At 61.9% G+C, this 17,750-nt stretch carries 14 protein-coding genes; 6 read left to right on the top strand and 8 right to left on the bottom strand.

Annotated features, from left to right (window positions below):
• The first annotated feature begins 7 nt into the window (after nt 1-7).
• Both VJX68_RS11885 and VJX68_RS11880 read left to right on the top strand, forming a co-directional pair.
• Complete coding sequence (locus tag VJX68_RS11885) at nt 8-1,903, top strand: 2-oxoacid:acceptor oxidoreductase subunit alpha (RefSeq protein WP_324095911.1); 1,896 nt, start codon at nt 8-10, stop codon at nt 1,901-1,903.
• A 6-nt stretch (nt 1,904-1,909) separates the two neighbouring features.
• Nucleotides 1,910-2,908: a 2-oxoacid:ferredoxin oxidoreductase subunit beta gene (locus VJX68_RS11880; protein WP_324095910.1), complete on the top strand. Its 999-nt coding sequence runs from the start codon at nt 1,910-1,912 to the stop codon at nt 2,906-2,908.
• A gap of 280 nt (nt 2,909-3,188) precedes the next feature.
• Here the strand turns inward: VJX68_RS11880 and VJX68_RS11875 are convergent, their stop codons facing one another.
• The 6 genes from VJX68_RS11875 to VJX68_RS11850 form a co-directional block, all read right to left on the bottom strand.
• A complete protein-coding gene (locus tag VJX68_RS11875; RefSeq protein WP_324095909.1) occupies nt 3,189-3,641 on the bottom strand; it encodes a hypothetical protein in 453 nt (150 codons plus the stop codon).
• A 45-nt stretch (nt 3,642-3,686) separates the two neighbouring features.
• On the bottom strand, nt 3,687-4,859 hold the full coding sequence (locus tag VJX68_RS11870; protein ID WP_324095908.1) for an amidohydrolase family protein: 1,173 nt from the start codon (nt 4,857-4,859) through the stop codon (nt 3,687-3,689).
• Between the two features lie 223 nt (nt 4,860-5,082).
• Nucleotides 5,083-6,405 carry a DUF1329 domain-containing protein gene (locus VJX68_RS11865; RefSeq protein WP_324095907.1) on the bottom strand — a complete coding sequence of 441 codons (1,323 nt, stop codon included), beginning with the start codon at nt 6,403-6,405 and terminating at the stop codon, nt 5,083-5,085.
• 115 nt (nt 6,406-6,520) lie between these two features.
• Complete coding sequence (locus VJX68_RS11860; protein ID WP_324095906.1) at nt 6,521-7,258, bottom strand: SDR family oxidoreductase; 738 nt, start codon at nt 7,256-7,258, stop codon at nt 6,521-6,523.
• A 231-nt stretch (nt 7,259-7,489) separates the two neighbouring features.
• Nucleotides 7,490-8,968 (bottom strand): FAD-binding oxidoreductase, encoded by a 1,479-nt coding sequence (locus VJX68_RS11855; protein WP_324095905.1) that lies wholly within the window; start codon nt 8,966-8,968, stop codon nt 7,490-7,492.
• Nucleotides 8,969-8,977: 9 nt separating this feature from the next.
• Nucleotides 8,978-9,229: a hypothetical protein gene (locus VJX68_RS11850; RefSeq protein ID WP_324095904.1), complete on the bottom strand. Its 252-nt coding sequence runs from the start codon at nt 9,227-9,229 to the stop codon at nt 8,978-8,980.
• Nucleotides 9,230-9,558: 329 nt separating this feature from the next.
• Between VJX68_RS11850 and VJX68_RS11845 the strand changes: the two genes are divergently transcribed.
• Nucleotides 9,559-11,115 carry an acyl-CoA carboxylase subunit beta gene (locus VJX68_RS11845; protein ID WP_324095903.1) on the top strand — a complete coding sequence of 519 codons (1,557 nt, stop codon included), beginning with the start codon at nt 9,559-9,561 and terminating at the stop codon, nt 11,113-11,115.
• A gap of 9 nt (nt 11,116-11,124) precedes the next feature.
• On the opposite strand, the gene VJX68_RS11840 is transcribed toward VJX68_RS11845, so the two are convergent.
• Nucleotides 11,125-12,468: an MFS transporter gene (locus VJX68_RS11840; protein WP_324095902.1), complete on the bottom strand. Its 1,344-nt coding sequence runs from the start codon at nt 12,466-12,468 to the stop codon at nt 11,125-11,127.
• A gap of 150 nt (nt 12,469-12,618) precedes the next feature.
• Here VJX68_RS11840 and VJX68_RS11835 point away from each other — a divergent pair, with 150 nt between their 5' ends.
• Nucleotides 12,619-12,831, top strand: coding sequence for an acyl-CoA carboxylase biotin carboxyl carrier protein subunit (locus tag VJX68_RS11835; RefSeq protein WP_324095901.1), 213 nt, complete (start codon nt 12,619-12,621; stop codon nt 12,829-12,831).
• 1 nt (nt 12,832) lies between these two features.
• Here VJX68_RS11835 and VJX68_RS11830 read toward each other — a convergent pair whose 3' ends face one another.
• On the bottom strand, nt 12,833-13,486 hold the full coding sequence (locus VJX68_RS11830; protein WP_324095900.1) for a nitroreductase family protein: 654 nt from the start codon (nt 13,484-13,486) through the stop codon (nt 12,833-12,835).
• 164 nt (nt 13,487-13,650) lie between these two features.
• Here VJX68_RS11830 and VJX68_RS11825 point away from each other — a divergent pair, with 164 nt between their 5' ends.
• Complete coding sequence (locus tag VJX68_RS11825; RefSeq protein ID WP_324095899.1) at nt 13,651-14,556, top strand: glutathione S-transferase family protein; 906 nt, start codon at nt 13,651-13,653, stop codon at nt 14,554-14,556.
• A gap of 255 nt (nt 14,557-14,811) precedes the next feature.
• A complete protein-coding gene (locus tag VJX68_RS11820; RefSeq protein ID WP_324095898.1) occupies nt 14,812-17,493 on the top strand; it encodes a WD40/YVTN/BNR-like repeat-containing protein in 2,682 nt (893 codons plus the stop codon).
• Nucleotides 17,494-17,750: the final 257 nt, after the last annotated feature.

The raw sequence follows: 17,750 nt of genomic DNA, 5'->3' as shown, positions 1-17,750 counted from the left end.
GACTGAGATGGCTGTACCACCTGAGGCGGCTGGACAAGCTGCCGAGTCGCATGGTTCCGCCGCGCCCGCGCTCAAGCCGCATCTGAAGCGCGACCACGTCGTTATCCGGTTTGCGGGCGACTCGGGCGATGGGATGCAGTTGACGGGGATGCAGTTCACGGCCGAATCGGCGCTGGCCGGCAATGATATCGCGACACTGCCCGACTTTCCCGCTGAAATCCGCGCGCCGCAGGGCACGCTGGCCGGAGTCAGCGGCTTTCAGCTTAATTTTTCCAGCAGCGAAATTTTCACCGCCGGCGACGAGCCCAACGTGCTGGTCGCGATGAATCCCGCGGCGCTGAAGGCGAACATCGAAGATGTCCCGCCCAACGCCGTGATAATCGTGGACCGTGAAGCGTTCACCGACGCCAACATCAAGCGCGCCGGCTACACGAGTAATCCGCTCACCGACCATTCGCTCGACAAATTCCAGGTCATCGAAGTCGATGTGACCAAGCTCACGTCGCTGGCTGTTCATGGGATGGGGTTGAACAATCGCGCGGTGTTCCGATGCCGCAACATGTTCGTGCTCGGGATGCTCTCGTGGCTGTATCAGCGGCCGATTGAGAGCACGCTCAGCTACCTCGAGAGCCGCTTCAAGAAGACGCCCGAGATTCTCGAGGCGAATATTCGCGTGCTGAAGGCCGGGTACAACTACGGCGAGACGACCGAGATGTTCGCGAGCTCGTACGAAGTGCCGGCGGCCCGAATCGCGCCGGGACTCTATCGCAATATCACGGGCAACAGTGCGACCGCGCTGGGATTCGTGGCGGCTGCGGTAAAATCCGGACGTCCGTTGTTCCTCGGCTCGTATCCGATCACGCCCGCCAGCGATGTCCTGCACGAACTCTCGGGCTACAAGAATTTCCCGGTCTATACATTCCAGGCCGAGGACGAGATTGCGGGCGTGTGCGCGGCGATCGGCGCGTCATTCGGCGGGTCCATCGCGATCACCACGACCTCGGGACCCGGCATGAACTTGAAGGCCGAGGCTGTCGGGCTGGCAGTGAAGGTCGAGTTGCCGCTGGTTATCACCGACATCCAGCGCGCGGGTCCTTCGACGGGCATGCCGACCAAGCCCGAGCAGGCCGATTTGCTTCAGTCGATGTACGGACGACATGGCGAGTCGCCGATCCCGATTATCGCGGCGTCGACGCCGGCCGACTGTTTCGATTGCGCGTACGAGGCGGTGCGAATCGCGGTCAAGTACATGACGCCGGTGATCCTGCTCACCGACGGCCAGCTCGCTAACGGCGCCGAGCCGTGGCTGCTGCCCGACGCCGACAAGCTCCCCGAAATCAAAGTCGAGTTCGCGACAAATCCCGAGGGCTTCATGCCCTACAGTCGCGATGCGGAAACGCTGTCGCGGCCGTGGGCCGTGCCGGGGACCAAGGGACTCGAGCATCGTGTCGGCGGTCTGTCGAGCGAGAACCTGACCGGCAACGTCAGCTACTCGCCGGCCAACAACGAGCTGATGGTGCGCACGCGGGCGCGCAAGATTGCGGGCATCGCGCGCGAGATTCCGCCGACCGAAGTCTTCGGCGATGCCGCCGGCGGCGACCTCGTCGTGCTCGGATGGGGCTCGACCTACGGTCCGATTCGCGAGGCCGTCAAGCACGTGCGCGCGAAGGGCAAGAAAGTTTCGCAGGTGCATCTGCGCTATCTGAATCCGCTTCCGCGCGACCTCGAAGAGACACTCAAGCGTTTCAAGCAAGTGATGATCCCCGAAATGAACATGGGACAACTGCTCAAGATGATCCGCGCCGACTACCTGATCGACGCCTTCGGGTTCAACAAGATCCAGGGCCGTCCGTTCAAAGTCAGCGAGATCGAAAACCGCATCAACCGGGCCCTGGAGGGCTGATCGAAAATGGCAACCGCTCTTAGCCGCAAGGATTTCGTCTCCGACCAGGAAGTGCGCTGGTGCCCCGGATGCGGCGACTACGCGATCCTGGCCGCGGTGCAAAAGACGATGCCCGAGTTCGGCATCGCGCCGGAGAACACGGTCTTCATCTCGGGCATCGGATGCTCGAGCCGGTTCCCGTACTACATGAACACGTACGGCTTCCACACGATCCACGGCCGCGCGCCGGCCTTCGCGACGGGGCTCAAGATTTCGCGCCCTGACCTCGACGTATGGGTGGTCACCGGTGACGGCGACGGTCTGTCGATCGGCGGCAATCACCTGATCCACGTGCTGCGGCGCAACGTCGACATGAAGATTCTGCTCTTCAACAACCGAATCTACGGACTCACCAAGGGCCAGTACTCGCCGACCTCGGAAGTGGGCAAGATCACGAAGTCCACGCCGATGGGGTCGGTTGATTTTCCGTTCAATCCGATCACGGTCGCGCTCGGCACACACGCGACTTTTGTCGCGCGCACCATCGATGTCGAGCAGAAGCATCTCGGCGAGATGCTCAAGCGCGCGCATGCGCATCGCGGTGCGTCGTTCGTGGAGATTCTGCAGAACTGCAACATCTTCAACGACGGTGCGTTCAACGACGTCAGCGACAAGGCCCTGAAAGCGGACCACCAGCTCGTTCTCGAGCATGGCAAGCCGCTCATCTTCGGCAAGAATCGCGACATGGGAATCAGGATGAGCGGGATGCGTCCAGAGGCAGTACAGCTCGGGGGCGGTGTCACTGAAAAAGACCTCGTCGTGCACGACGAGACCAATCTCTCGCTGGCCTTCATGCTGGGCAACTTCGAGCCGCCGCTGCCGACTCCCGTCGGCGTGTTCTTCGCGGTGTCGCGCCCGACCTACGACGGCGCAGTCAACAAGCAGCTCGAAGACGCGAAGGCAAAGCAGGGCCCCGGCGACCTGAAGACGCTGCTAGGCAAGGGCGACACTTGGACGGTGAGCTGAGCGGCGAATATTTGTAGCGAATGCACAAAGGCCCGCGAGCGCAATCTCGCGGGCCTTTTCTGTTTCCTCTCCCTGCTGGGGAGAGGATGAAGGTGAGGGTCATTTTACAGCGCGCGATTCTTCTCGCGCGCGATTCAAGATTCTGCTCCTGCTAGCGTTCCAACGATTCGATGGTCCGTTTCGATGCGAAGCGGCGCCACGTGCCGTACGAAGTTCCTTCCTCGACGCCTGAAAACTGAACGCGATTTGCCGCAGCGTTTCGATATCGACCGAGACATCCCTACGGCGCATTCGCTACGAGTTCGAGTCGGATTGGGACCGTTTTGCACTTTTCGCCGTTGATAATACCGGCTCGAGTGTCGCTGCCTTCGAGGAAACGCACCCACCTGTCGGCCACGCCGTATTTCTCCCGCAGTAGCCGATGGACCTTCGCGTGCGCCTGCGGGTCAGGTGTTGCGCGGTACCGCTGGGTCTCGCCGTGTCGGTAGATCTCGACAATCGGGTTCGCGTCCATGTGCTGAACCCACCACCGAGCGTTGGCGTTGCCGGGGTGAATCCAGGAGTAGGGTCCTTCGTCGACGATCCAGAGCCGCGCCTTGCGCACCCCGCCTGTTGGAGTCGGCTCATAAATGACTACGACTTCTCGTCCAACTTCGATCAAGGCCAGGTGCGCGAGGACATAGGAGACGCAGACGCCGACCACGATTGCGGCGACGATGACCACTCGTTTCACAGCGCGCCTCCGGATCTGCGCCGCCACAAGGCACCCGCTATGAGTTCATTTCGGCAGCGCGCACTTGTACACCTTCATCACGTTCTCGCCCATCACCTTCGCGCGCGCGGCGGGCGGCAGCTTGTGCGCTAGCTCCTCGACTTCCTCGATATAGTTACCGACGTGATCGGGATGTGGAAAATCCGACGCCCAGAAAAATTTGTCGGCGCCGCACAGCTCGACCATCGCCGGCAGCGAGCGCTCGTCCGGGTCCGCCGAGATCCAGCAGTTGCGATTGAAGTAGAAGCTCGGCTTCTCCTTGAGCGATGCCGTGCGGCCCATCGCGCTGGCATAGACGGCGTCGAGCCGCCCGAGCCAGTAATCGATCCATCCCGCGCCTGCCTCGAGCAGCACCAGCCGCATCTTCGGAAATTTGTCGAAGGTGCCGTACTGGAAGAAGCTGGTGAACGCGTGACGAATCGCATCGGCCGCGACGATGTTCAGGAAGTAATAATTCCCGCGCATGAATTTGCGATCGTAACGCCCCGGCGCCGCCCACAGCGGCTCGAGCGACGGATGAATCCCGATCGGCACGTCGAGTTCCTGCGCCTTGGCGAACAGCACGTCGTGATCGGGATGCGCGTGCGGCTTGCGCGTCATGACGAATTGCGCGACCCATCCGCCTTTGCATCCGCCTTTGACCGCGCGTTCGAGCTCGACCGCGGCCGCGGCCGGATCGCCGAGCGACAGGTGCGCGATCGGAATCAGCTTGCCGCCGCTATCAGAGCAGAAGTCCACGATGTACCGGTTGTAGGCGCGCGTGCATGCCTGCGCGAGTTCGGGATCCTCGGTCTCGGTCTCCCACAGCAGGCTCATCGTGGGATAGAGGAACGCGGCGGCGAGGCCTTCAGCCTCGATTCGCTTCAGCCGCTCCTTCGCGTCCATCGCACCGAACGGGGCGAGGCCGCCGTAGGTCGGCGGACCTTCCCACTTGTCGTCACGCGTCGTGCCCATCGCGGACAGTCCGGCGAGCCGCCCGCCATTGAAAATCTTTGACGGCCGCCCCGCGACCTCGAGGTATTCGAGACCCTTGGCGTCCTTGCGCACTCTGACCGCGCGGTCCTTGTACTTCGCCTCGATATAACGGTCCCAGAGACCGGCGTCCTCGAGGATATGCCCGTCGGCATCGACGGCGCCGGTAAAGGTCAGCTTCTGGATTCCTTCGACAGCCTTCGACATTGATGATGACTCCGCATCCTCACGAGATTCGTCATTTATAGTTCACGCGGCGATGCGCGCAAAGCCAAAGGTGCGTGCCCGCGAGCCGCATGGAGAGACTCAAGCGTCCTGTTAAACTCAAGTTCTAGCAGGGGCGAGGCCCCGCATCTTTCTTAACACTGGGTGCAGGGGTCACCCCTGCCCAAGGAAGCGTGAAACCCACGGTGGGTTTCACTTACGATTCCTAATGCGCCGCGTTGGACATCGTCGTGGGATTGAAAACATTCTCCGTCGCGATTCCCATGTTGATGTACCAGCTCTCATGCTCGTCGGTCTCAACTCCGGGCGAGCGCACGACGGTCGAGAAGCCGGTCCCGACGTCTTCATCGACCAAAGCCGTCTGGAACATCCGCTTGAACGGCCAGATCGCCACCCGCGCGTCCGGAATTGGCCTGTCGCGATACGCATTGAACGTCGCGATGGTCTTCCACAGCTTGCCCTCGCGGTCGTATTGATCCGACGCTGTGATGAACCATCCCTCGGAGTCGATACAGAAAATCCGCTTCGGAATCGAAACGCCACTGCTGATCGCTGAGGCCTGCTTCGCATCCGCTTCGATTACGTAGAGCTGGCGCATTTCCCAATTCTCCGGGCAAATCGTCCGTCCGCCGTCGGTCGGGCACGCCTTGGCCGGAGAATTCTCCGCATGCACGACCGCGAGCATCGGCTTCTCGCCGAGGAACCTGTAATTGAAATCTTCGATCTTCGCGGCGAAGCCAAAGAACGAATCCGGATCGAGATTGCTCGCGTAGGTGGCGGCTCCCGCACCGGCTCCCGCGCCCGGTTGGTAAATGCCGAGGACATCCGAGAGTTCACTGGCCGAAGCGCGGATCGTATGCCGCGTACGCGGATTCATCATCCAGCTGTTATCCTCGATCTTCGGATCGAGGCTGCGGTAACGGATAAATCCGAAGCCCCGCATCTCCGACGGCTCCAGAAACGGGTACGCGCCGAAGCGATACCGGATTCCCGCCCTCGTCGCCTCCGGATCGGTTGGGATCGGATTCACCTCGGTGCGCCCGGTGTTGTTGTAAAATCCCACGTTGCCGATCGTGAAATGCTCGACCGGGTCGGCCGGCGTCGAGCCCGGCCTGAAGCTCGCAATCTCGACGTTCTTGGATATCGCGTCGTCGGTGTAGAGCGGCCGGTAGCTGAAATTCCACATCACCTTCAGCGCGGCCTGCGGATCGTTCGCATCGACCAGCGGGAATGGGAGCCCGGCCAGGTAATTCTTCAGTGTACCGTTAGGGGCGAGACTCACTTGCGCCGAATACTTCTCAGTCGCGGACTTGTACGGCGGCGGCCACTCGAGCCGCTCAGTCGGCACGATCTTCATCGACATGCCCTGCTTAACCAGGATCAGATTCCCCGGACTCACGAGCTCGGCGACCCTGTCGGCCTGATCCTTCGTGATCGTATCGCCGGGACTCACGGCCGCGCGCGGTGATTCGGTGATCGACAGAACCGCCAGCGCAACCAGCACAGCAACTTCAAGCTTTACTTTCATTTTATGTTTTCGACTTCGCCCGAGAAATTTTCCACCGTCGAGTATTTTTGTCGATTGCTTGCGCAAAAACACCAGAGCCAGCTCTCTTAACACCGGGTGCAGGGGTCACCCCTGCCTAGAAGCTGATGCGTTTGAAGCGGCTCTCGGGAATCAGCCGGATCGCGCCCATGATCAAGCGCCAGTACCACGGCAAATATACGACTTCGGCGCGCTTGCGATACGCCGCGTAGATCAGGTCGGCGGCCCTGGAGGGTGTAATCGTGAGCAGGGCGCCCTCGCGTCCCCAGGTCATTCGTGTATCCACCGTGCCGAGCTTCACCGTCATCACATGCACGCCGCTGGCGGTCATGCGTCCGCGCAGGCCTTGCGCAAAAGTGGCGAGCGCGCCCTTGGCCGAGCCGTACACGTAATTTTTCTTGCGGCCGCGCTCGCCGGCCACCGATCCGATCACGATGATAAACCCGGAGCGCTGCTGCTCGAGATGGCGCGCGGCGAGCGTGATCAAAGACGCGGCGCCGGTGAAGTTCTGATGAATCGTGGCGAGCGCGGCATCTGGATCTGTTTGCGCTACTTCTTCGTCGCCGAGGGTGCCGAAGCACACGACGACGCCGTCGAGTCCGCCCAGCTGGCCCGCGGCATGACGGACGAACTCGTCATGCGAGGCAAAGTCCGATGCGTCGAAGGTACCGGAAAGAGCGGCCACTCCCGCGCGCACGCTGACATCCTCGGCCACGCGCCGAGCCTCGTCGGCGTTGCGGGCCGCGAGATACAACCGCGCTCCATCCGATGCGAACCGAAGCGCGAGTGCGCGCGCGATCGGGCTGGTGGCGCCAAGAATCAGAACTTTAGTCATCGTGGATGGCTTTAATTAACCTGATCGGCTTATGTCTCCCTGCAAGGAGACCGTCGCGTAAACCCGGCTCGCAGCTCTTCCCCTCTCCCTGCCAAGGAGAGGATCGAAGGTGAGGGTCCTTATACAGCGCGCGTTTTTTTTGCGCGCGATTCAAGATTCCGCCTCTGCCCGGAACGCGTGCGTGGAAGTTTTGCAACGGGTTCATCGATGTGGAAACGTGGGCGCCGCTCTTCACGCCGGGCACATCCCGAGCCTGCGCGACAGGCTCGACGAAAATCGGTTGTCCGGATCGGCGACGGCCTTCGCCGCCTGCCAATTCTTGAGGTTCGGGTACATCGCGCGGAAGGTCTCGGGCGCCATGCGTGCGTCCTTGGCCAGGTACACGCGGCCGCCGCGCTTCAGCACCATCGCGTCCAGCGTGTCGAGAAATTCAAGCAAACCGTCCGCGACTGGAAAGTCGAGCGCGAGCGTGTAACCCGGCATCGGAAAGGAGAGCATGCCGTCCTGCGCGCCGAACTTCTTCAGCACGGTGAGAAACGATCCGCGCCGGCTGCGCGCGATCGCTTCCAGCACTTCGACCAGCCCCGTGCGGCTCTCGTCGAGCGGCCACACGCATTGGTACTGCACGAAGCCGCGCTTGCCGTAGATCCGGTTCCAGTGGCGAATCGAGTCGAGCGGATAGAAAAAACTCTCCCAGTCGAAGATCGTGTGCGGCTTCTCGCGATGGGTCGCATAGATCGCCGCGTTGAATGCACGGACGCTCAGAGAGTTCTGTGCGAAGCCGGGAAAATCGAACGGCACGATCGGGCTGAGCTTCGGCATCGTGCTCAGCGGATTCTGCGCGAGATTTTGCGGTAGCGCGTCGAGCGTCGCAAAGTTGCCGAGGTTGAGTACGGAGCGGCCGAGCTTGGACTTGCCGCTGTTGCAGTCGATCCACGCGACCGAATATCCGTACTGCGCCTCGGTCCGCTCGAACGCCTCGATCGCCGCGTCAACATTTCCGACGCGGATCAACTCTCCTTCGAGATAAGCGCTCTCAACCCGCCGCATCCGCAGTTCAAGCTCGAGGATCACGCCCGTGAGCCCCATCCCGCCGACGGTCGCCCAGAACAGCGACGAGTTTTCCTCGCGCGAGCATCGAAGCACCTCGCCCGACGCGACCATCAGGTCGAAACTGGTCACGTGCGCGGCCAACGATGAATCGCGATGGTGATTCTTCCCATGCACGTCCGCGGCGACCGATCCGCCCAGCGTCACGAAGCGAGTCCCCGGCGTGACCGGCGGAAAAAACCCGCGCGGCAAAAACACGTCGATCAATTCCGCAATCGTAACTCCAGCCTCGCATCGCAAAAGGCCCGAGGTGGGGTCGAACGAGAGCATCCGATTCAACCGCGTCAAATCGACCACCCGATTCTGATCATTAAGCGCAGCATCCCCATAAGCCCGCCCCGCCCCCCGCGCAATCAGCGAGGATGAGTTGCCGGTAACTACCGCCCGCAGCTCGGAGATTCGATCAGGCCGATAGACATCGCTCTCAGAAAGCGGATACCGCCCCCATCCGGTGAGTACGGCGCGCCGCGGATTCGGCACAGAGCTAGTAGTCGTCGTCATAGCGAAAAAACGCAGCTCCATCGAAGCTAACAGGAAGAGCGCGAACGAGAAACGCCCGCAACGCGTAACTCCGCGGCATTGCTTGCATCCTGCGCTCATCTGTCATCCTTAGCGAAGCGAGCAACGCGAGCGCAGGGACAGGATCTCGGACAGATTCGTGCCAGCGAAGCTGGTACCGGTTTTGAAAATCGCGGAGCGTTCACATAAAGCTTTATTCGCGGTTTGTTCTCCTGAACTAAAAAACGTTTCACGTGAAACGTTTTCGTGAAAACTCCAACCGGGCAGCGCCATTTCTGACGACTTCTTAAAAAATTGGCGGCCATTGCGCGCGGCGGATCCAGGATTTTTCGCTTCGCTCAAAGAGATAACACGCGGAGCGGACAGTGACGTGCACGTGTGCAGCTTGAATCGCGCAACCCTCACCTACCGGCGGCTGCGCCCGCCGGCCACCTCTCCCGTAGAGCAACGGGCGAGGTATCGGAGGCCGCGACGGCCGAACGAAATAACACAAGAAGCCGGGATTCTTCGCTTCGCTCTGAATGACACGAGAGGACCGCGTGCAGAGCCTCTCCTGAGCGCAGCCGAAGGAGGTCACCCCTGCCCAAGGAAGCGTGAAACCCACGGTGGGTTTCACATTCAATCTTGTCGTGGTCTATAGGATCGGGAATCGCACTCGTCAGGAGAATCGTATGTCGTGGGAGAAAGAGGTCGAGGAAATTCGCCGCCGCGTCGAGCTTGCCAAGCAGATGGGCGGGGCTGAGAACATCAAGCGGCAGCATGACGGCGGCAAGCTCACCGTGCGCGAGCGGATCGAGCGGCTGCTCGACGCTGGGACGTTCCACGAGTACGGCGCGCTGGCGGGAGCGCCTAAGTACGAGGGCGAGACGCTTGCGACGATCATGCCGGCGAACTTCGTCGGCGGCACCGGGCGGATCAACGGGCGGCGCGTGGTGGTCGGCGGCGACGACTTCACGGTGCGCGGCGGTGCGGCGGACGCAAATATCGGTAACAAGCGGAGCTACGCGGAACTGATCGCGCATGAACTGCATATCCCGATAATCCGGCTGGTGGACGGAACCGGCGGCGGTGGCAGCGTGCGCTCGTTCGAAACGATCAAGCGGACCTACGTCCCGGCCAATCCGGATTTCGACGTGCTGGTAAAGTTGATGGGCGAGGTGCCGGTCGTCGCGGGATGCATGGGATCGGTCGCGGGGATCGGTGCGGCGCGCGTGGCGGCGTCTCATTTCTCGGTGATGATCCGCGGGACGAGTCAGTTGTTCGTCGCGGGACCTCCCGTCGTCAAATGGGGCGTGGGCGAGGACCTGACCAAGGAAGAACTCGGCGGCTCCGAAATCCACGCGCACATGAGCGGCGCGGTGGACAATGAGGCCGAGAGCGAGGACGACGCGTTCGCGCAGATTCGCCGCTTCCTGTCGTATTTGCCGCAGAGCGTGTGGAATGCGCCGCCGCGAATCACGCCTGACGACGACCCTGCTCGTCGCGAAGAGGAGTTGATCAGTATCGTGCCGCGCAATCGACGCCACGGCTATGACGTGCGGCGAATCGTCGAGCTTGTGATGGATCGCGATTCATTTTTCGAGATGACGCCGTACTTCGGGCCGTCGCTGGTGACTGGATTCGCGCGGCTCGACGGATTTCCGGTTGGCGTGATGGCGAACGATCCGTTTTCGATTGGCGGGTCGCTTGACGGGCCGGCCTCGGACAAGATGGTCAAGTTCGTCGACCTTTGCGACACGTTCCATCTGCCGGTGGTGAACTTCGTCGATCAGCCGGGATTCCTGATTGGGCGCGAGGCCGAGATGGCGGGGACGATTCGGCGCGGCGTGCGCGCGCTGTATGCGATGTTCCAGACGACGACGCCGCTGGTCGCGATCATGGTGCGCAAGGCGTTCGGCGTCGCGGGCGCGGGGCACGGAATCACGACCGGGTTGAATCTGCGCTACGCGTGGCCGTCGGCGGATTGGGGATCGTTGCCGATCGAGGGCGGAATCGAGGCGGCGTACAAGCGCGACCTGGCGGCGTCGAGCGATCCAGAGAAGTTGCGCAAGGAGCTCGAGGATAAATTCAACGCAATACGGTCGCCGCTGCGCACCGCGGAAGCGTTCGGCATCGAGGAGATAATCGATCCGCGCGACACGCGGCCGCTACTCGTCGACTGGGTGCATCAGGCGTACGAGATAGTTCCGACGCAGCTGGGGATTCGCACGCGGACGATGCGCCCGTAGTGCGGGCGACTAGCCCGCGGTTACGCGATCGGGCGCTGGTGCGGCGTGCGCGTGTTCTTCGACGGCGGCGTGGCCGCGCGAGAACGCCATCGCTACGATGTAGATAATCATTCCGCCGAGCGCGACCTTTACCCACTGGCCCCATCCGTAATGGACCGCAACGTAGAGCGACAGCGGCGCCGAGATTGCGACCCATCCGCGCGCAATCAACCCGAAGAAGGCCCATCCGGTCGCTTGCAGAGCGGGGGACACGTCCTCGAGAGTCTCCGAGAACTGGGCGGCCCACGGCACGTAAGCGATAGCGAGGAAGCATCCCATCAGCGACGCGACCATTGTCATGGTGGCGCGTGGAAGCTCGCGGCCAAAGGTTGGAATCCACCAGGCCATGAGGATGCAGGCGAGTACCCCACCGAAGATTGCGATCGGTTTGCGTGTTTGCAAGCGATCGGAGACCAGCCCTGTTAACACCAGGGCGCCGAGGTTCGCCAGCCAGAAGTATTCGTTCATCTTTGCCGCTTCGGCAGGTGTGTAGTGAAACGCCTCGGTGAACATCAACGGGCCGAAACCCTGGATCGCGAAGTACAACGTCAGATTCGCTGTGATCCCGATTACCAGCAGCCAGACTTCCATGTGGCCGAGCAGACGCCGGAAGGCGTCGCTGGTGCTGGACGGAAGTTCAGAGGCGGAGGGCAGGCGTCCCTCGGCGGCGAGCGCCTGGATTTCGGTCTTCATAATCTGCATGCGCAGTTGGGGGCTTAAATCGCACAGCCACAACACAATCGGGATGTACATCGCGATCGCGAAGAATCCCATGATCCAAATCTGCGATTGCCAGGTGTGATAGATCGGCAGCGTCGCGCCCGCGACGAAGTTGGCGAGGAAGTTTGCGCCGACCGGACCGATCGTCAGCAATCCGAATGCGAGCGCGCGGCTGAGCCGCGGCGACATGTCGCGAATCAAGGCGGCGCCGGCGCCGGCAGTCAGGCCAGCCACGATTCCCATCAACAGGCGCAGGGTCACAAACGTCGCGATGTTGGTGATGAGTACATTCAAGAACAACAGGACGGTGACGAAGCCAAGACATACGTCGATGATGAGGACGCGGCCGTAGCGATCCGCCAGCGGGCCGCCGAAGAATGCTGAGACGCCGGAAATCAGCACGGTGAACGTGATGAACGCGCCATACGCGGTGTGGCTCATGTGCAGGTACGGCAGCAGGATTGGCAGCAGCGGGGCGAGCTGGAAGTCGTACGCGCCAAGAATCGACGCGAGCACCGTCAGGATGAGCAGCGACCATCGATGGCTGCCGCGCGGATATTCAGTGAGCGTTCGAGCCGCGACAAAACTATTCATGCCGTTTCCCCATTAGCCGGACCAGTGCGCTGATTTAGTTTCTCTACAACCAAGCGCCCCGAAAACACAAGGCGTTTTTTCAGCGCTGGTACATGTGAGCCGTGCCTGCTATCACGCTCGACAAGACTCGATCAAAGGACCGCTGAGCGAATGGATATAAAGAGCCCCGCCGTGGGCAAGGTGCTGCGACTGTCGGTCGAGGCCGGTGCGCAGGTCGTGCGCGGCGACGAAGTGATGGTGATCGAGTCGATGAAGGTCGAGATACCGGTCAAGGCGCCGGCCAGCGGGCGCCTCGCGGAGTTTCGCGTCAAGGCGGGCGATCAGATTCAGCGCAACTTCGTGCTTGCTGTCATCGACGTGTGATTCAATCTGGCACGCTCTCGCGCCGGATTCCCCATTTTTCCCAGAACGTCACCTGCAGGGCCGGCTTGCGATCGGGGCGCGCCCAGCGGCCCTTCGGATAGCCCATCGGAATCAGGATGACGTTGGCGTACTCAGGCGGCACGCCGAGCATCGCGTCGATTTCCTTCGCGAACATCGTATGCATCCCGGTGATCGAGGTGCCGAGTCCGTAGCCGCGCGCGGCCAGGCACAGATTCTGAATCGCCGGGTAAATCGCGCCCCACATCGGCTGTCCGGCGCGCGCGCAATCGGTGTATTTTTTCACACACGCGAAGATCATCACGGGCACGTCGGCGATATGCTCAGCGAGATATTTTGCCGAGCGCAAGTTTCGGCCGCGCTGGCTTTGAGGATCGTTGGCAACAACCTCGCGCTCTGCCGGTGTGAACACGACTTCCCACGCTTTGCGATAACGTTCCGCGACAAAATTTTTCGCCTCGCGTTCCGTGACGACGATGAAAAACCACGGCTGCCGATTATGCCCGCTCGGTCCCATCGTGGCCGCTTCGACCACCTTGACGATAAGATTTGGCGCCACTGGATCAGGCTTCAGCCGGCGCATCGAGCGCGTTGTGTAGATCGCTTCGTACAAATCGAATTCGTGATGGCCATGCATGTTCGCGAAGGTATCAGTTTTCAGGTGGCGAGCGGAAATTGCAGGGGTGACCCCTGCACCCAATGTTAAAAAGAAATGAAGGTCCTCGCTTCTCGGCAGTTACGCAAAAGTCAGCTATGCGCTAAGAAAGAAGTGTCCCGTAAATTGGTCTGCCGGAGGAAATCGTGCCCGAGATAATTCTGCATCAATATGCGACCTCGCCGTTCTCCGAGAAAATCCGCAAAATCTTCGCGCACAAGAAAATTACCTGGCGCTCGGTCGAGCAGCCGGTGATCATGCCCAAGCCCAAGCTGGTGCCGCTGACAGGGGGCTACCGGCGCATTCCCGCGCTCCAAATCGGAGCCGACGTATGGTGCGACACGGGAATAATCATCAGGAAAATCGACGAGCTGAAACCCGAGCCTACGCTTTATCCCGGCGGGCTCACCGCAGCCGCCGACACGATGAATCAATGGGCTGACCGGCGTCTGTTCTGGTCCACGACGCCCGTGATTTTCGAGAAGCTTGTGATGCCCAGGGAATTCATCGAGGACCGTTCGAAGATGATGCCGGGCGCGAACGTGGCCGATATCGCACGCAGCGCGCCCGATTCGCGCAACCAGTTGCGCGCGTTTCTAGAGATCCTCGATCGGCAACTGACGATCTCGTCGTTTCTGCTTGGTGAGTCGTTCAGCCTTGCCGATGCCGCCTGCTTCCAGCCGGTGTGGTTCCTGCGCATCGAGCCGACCTCATTCGGCCTCGCGCAAAAGTTCACGCACCTCATGCGCTGGTTCGAGCGCGTCGACGCGATGGGTTACGGCGACGTGCGCCCGATGGATCCCGATGAGGCTCTGAAGGCGGCGAAGGACAGCACTCCCGCCACGGCGGAGAACGTAGACGCGAGCGATCCGAACGGACTCAAGGCCGGCACCCGCGTGTCGGTGACGCCGGACGACTACGCCTTCGATCCGGTGACCGGCAGAGTAGTCGTCAGTACGATTCACGAGATCGCAATCGAGCGCGCTGTGCCGGAATTGGGCAGGATCGTGAATCACTTCCCGAAGATTGGCTTCCGAATCGCCGCAGCCTGACCGCCGTAGCCCGCGATCTTTCGTCGAGCACTCTTGTTCTTCCGCGTACAGCGGCAGGGCACAGTGCTGCCTATCGTAGCCAAAGGACTATTCAGATAGACCGCAGAAATAGCAAATAGGTAATCGACTTAGTACTCACTGAGTAGTTAGTTCGTATATATAATGATAGTAGAGTGACTACTGGACGCGGGTCGAAGGGGGGTCTTCGCTTTGTCCAGAGGTTTTTCGCCAAGGCTGTTCGCTGCGGCCAGTTTGATGCTCGGAGCCGGTCTCGGGGTAATTCTGTTTCTTCCGATGCGCGCGACGCCGCGATCGACGCGCGACGATCGCAACTCGACCGGGTCGTTGCGCGCGCGCGATCGCGTGGCGCGCGAGGGATTCTTCATCAGCAAGCGCGGACTGAACTTTGGAGTGCCGCGCGACGCATATCGCAAGGCGGTCGCTCAGATGCGCCGACAAGAGCGCGATGCGGCTGCAAGCTCGACGCTGGAAACCGCAGGCTCGGCGCAAGCGGGGGTTTCCCTGGGATGGAGTGCGCTCGGTCCTCTGCCGTTGCTGAATGAGATTCCGACCTTCGGCGGCGTCGCGCTGGGGACCGCTCTAGCCGGCGTGACGGGACGGGTTACCGCCGTTGTCACAGATCCGACCGTGAGCGGGCGCATGTTCGCCGGCACCGGCGACGGGGGAGTGTGGATGCGCGCCAACGCGGCCGCCGCATTCGTGCCGATATTCGACCTCGAACCCACGTTGTCGGTGGGCGCGCTCGCACTCGACACGACCACCAGCCCGAATCCGACGCTCTACGTCGGCAGTGGCGAAGGCAACGGATCGGCCGACTCATACTATGGCGAGGGAGTGTTCGTCTCGAGCGATCTCGGCGTCAGCTGGACGCAACTCGGCGCAAGCAACTTCGCGCACGCGTCGATCGCCTCGCTCGCGGTTGATACCACGCAGACGCCGCGAACGATCTACGCGGCGGTGACCTACAGCTCGAGCGCGAACCGGGCGGACGCGTCGTGGGTCGAGGGTGATTTCAGCCAGAATGGGCTGTGGCGCTCGAGCGACGGCGGCGAGTCCTGGATTCCATATCCCGCGGGAACGTTCGGCGCGTGCCCGTACTTCACCAACGATCCATGTCCCGCGGAGTCAGTCGTGATCGATCCCGCGTCGCCGGCGGCCGTGCTCGTTTCGATTCTTGGCGTCGGCGTGTTCCGCTCGTCGAATTCCGGATTCAGCTGGACGCAAGCCAGCTTGCCCAACTTGACCGGCGGCGTCGGCCGCGCAAGCGTCGCCGCCACGAACGGTGTTGCGTATGCGATAGTAGGCGCGGCCGACGGTATCGAGTTCGCGGGATTCTACAAATCAGCCAATGATGGCGTTACATGGACCCAGGCGTCGGTGCCGAGCGCAACGGTCGGCGGCACGATGATCGACGGGTCCAACTCAAGCGACTTTTCGCAGTCGTTCTTCGACCAGACGATTGCGGTCGATCCCGCCGACGCAACCGGCGCCACCGTCGTCTTCGGCAGCGTGGGAATCTACCGCTCAACTAACGGCGGCACCAATTGGACTTCGCTCGCACCGAGTGGCGGAACGCATTCGGATCAGCACGCGATCGCATTCGATCCCGCGAGCGCGCACAGCTTTTATCTGGGCAACGACGGCGGCATTTATCGCTTCGACGTCGGCACCCTTAACTGGACGGCGCTCAACACGAGCCTCAGCGTCGCGCAAGCGCAATCAGTCGGTCCTCATCCGACTGACAGCACTGTTGTGCTGGCGGGATTTATCGACAACGGCACCGCGCTCTACAACGCCGCGCAGCCGCCGGCGTCGAGCTGGACACAGGTTGATAACCTCGACGGCGGATTCGCGCTCTTCGACACGGTGAACCCGCTGTTCGCCTATCATTCCTTCGCGACCACTACGGCCGGAGCATGGGTCTCGCGCTCGACCAACGGCGGAACCACATTCACTTCCGCCGCTTCGAGCGCAGCGCTGCAGACCGCGATGGCGACGGCGGGCGACTACGGCGCCGCCTACTTTCCGCCGCTCGCGAGCGATCCGGCCGTCGCCCAGCGCGTGCTGTTCGGCGCGCATTCGGTTTACGTGTCCAATGACGGGATTTCGACGTGGTCGCAGCAAACGACCCAGGATTTGACAGGCGGATGCAACAGCGGCGCGTGTGCGCTCGAGGACCTCGAGATCGCGCCGTCGGACGACACCAAAGCTTACGCACTCGCGATGCAAACCAACACGACCTTTCGTCCAACGCGGTTTAAGATCTTCACCACCGACCAAGCCAACCTCCAGGTCACCGCCGGTCAGCCGAACGGCGCCGAGTGGATCGACAAGACCGCGCAACTGCCGCCAATCGTGTTTCCCGATTCCACGCAGGCGACCGGAATCGCGATCGACCCGTTCGATTCCAGCGTCGCCTGGCTGAGCCTTTCGGGCTTCACGTCGGCGACAGGCATAGGCCACGTTTTCGTGACGAGCGATTTCGGCGGCACCTGGACGCAGGCCGACGGCAATCCGACCATGCAGAGTCCGCCGCCCGCAAATGCGCTGCCAGACGTTCCAGTGTTGCGCTTGCTGGTCGATCGCAACGACCCTACGGCCCAGACGGTGCTGGCCGCGACCGACATCGGCGTTTTCAGAACGACCGACGGCGGAACGACCTGGGCGCCGTTTAACCTCGGGGTGATTCCGGCCGTAGCGGTTTTCGATATCGAGCAGAACCTGAGCGGCGTGGTCTTCGCCGCAACTCACGGCCGCGGGATATTCGAGCTGTCCGGCGAGGGCTCGCCCGGCACGACGCCGACGTCAACGCCTACCTCCGCCGGTTCCGCAACCCCGACCCCGACGCCAACGCCTTCGATCACGGCGACCGCCACGAGCACCGGCACACCGTCGCCGACCGCGACGACTACTTGATCCGCAACGCCGACCGCGACGCCGACGGCGACCGCGACTTCCACGCGCACCGCGACCGCGACTTCCACGCGGACCGCGACCGCGACTTCCACGGCGACTACCACGGCAACTGCGACCGCCACGGCGTCCGCGACCGCAACCTTGACCTCCACCGCGACTGCAACGGCGACAGCGTCCGCGACAGCTACTAAGACGCCCACGATCACGCCAACTTTGACTTCGACGGCCACCGCGACCGCTACTGCGACAGCTACGAC

It is taken from the genome of Binatus sp. (SeqCode) (assembly GCF_035272065.1).
GTDB lineage: Bacteria > Desulfobacterota > Binatia > Binatales > Binataceae > Binatus.
The sequence above is the reverse complement of the archived record's forward strand: the minus strand, read 5'-3'. Positions and strand labels throughout refer to the sequence as shown.

Excerpts from the sequence above, each read along its gene's own strand:
- VJX68_RS11855 (WP_324095905.1), bottom strand. The coding sequence starts at position 8,968 with ATGAGCGCAGGATGCAAGCAATGCCGCGGAGTTACGCGTTGCGGGCGT.
- VJX68_RS11865 (WP_324095907.1), bottom strand. The coding sequence starts at position 6,405 with ATGAAAGTAAAGCTTGAAGTTGCTGTGCTGGTTGCGCTGGCGGTTCTG.
- VJX68_RS11870 (WP_324095908.1), bottom strand. The coding sequence starts at position 4,859 with ATGTCGAAGGCTGTCGAAGGAATCCAGAAGCTGACCTTTACCGGCGCC.
- VJX68_RS11830 (WP_324095900.1), bottom strand. The coding sequence starts at position 13,486 with ATGCATGGCCATCACGAATTCGATTTGTACGAAGCGATCTACACAACG.
- VJX68_RS11860 (WP_324095906.1), bottom strand. The coding sequence starts at position 7,258 with ATGACTAAAGTTCTGATTCTTGGCGCCACCAGCCCGATCGCGCGCGCA.
- VJX68_RS11820 (WP_324095898.1), top strand. The coding sequence starts at position 14,812 with ATGCTCGGAGCCGGTCTCGGGGTAATTCTGTTTCTTCCGATGCGCGCG.
- VJX68_RS11835 (WP_324095901.1), top strand. The coding sequence starts at position 12,619 with ATGGATATAAAGAGCCCCGCCGTGGGCAAGGTGCTGCGACTGTCGGTC.
- VJX68_RS11880 (WP_324095910.1), top strand. The coding sequence starts at position 1,910 with ATGGCAACCGCTCTTAGCCGCAAGGATTTCGTCTCCGACCAGGAAGTG.
- VJX68_RS11845 (WP_324095903.1), top strand. The coding sequence starts at position 9,559 with ATGTCGTGGGAGAAAGAGGTCGAGGAAATTCGCCGCCGCGTCGAGCTT.
- VJX68_RS11840 (WP_324095902.1), bottom strand. The coding sequence starts at position 12,468 with ATGAATAGTTTTGTCGCGGCTCGAACGCTCACTGAATATCCGCGCGGC.
- VJX68_RS11885 (WP_324095911.1), top strand. The coding sequence starts at position 8 with ATGGCTGTACCACCTGAGGCGGCTGGACAAGCTGCCGAGTCGCATGGT.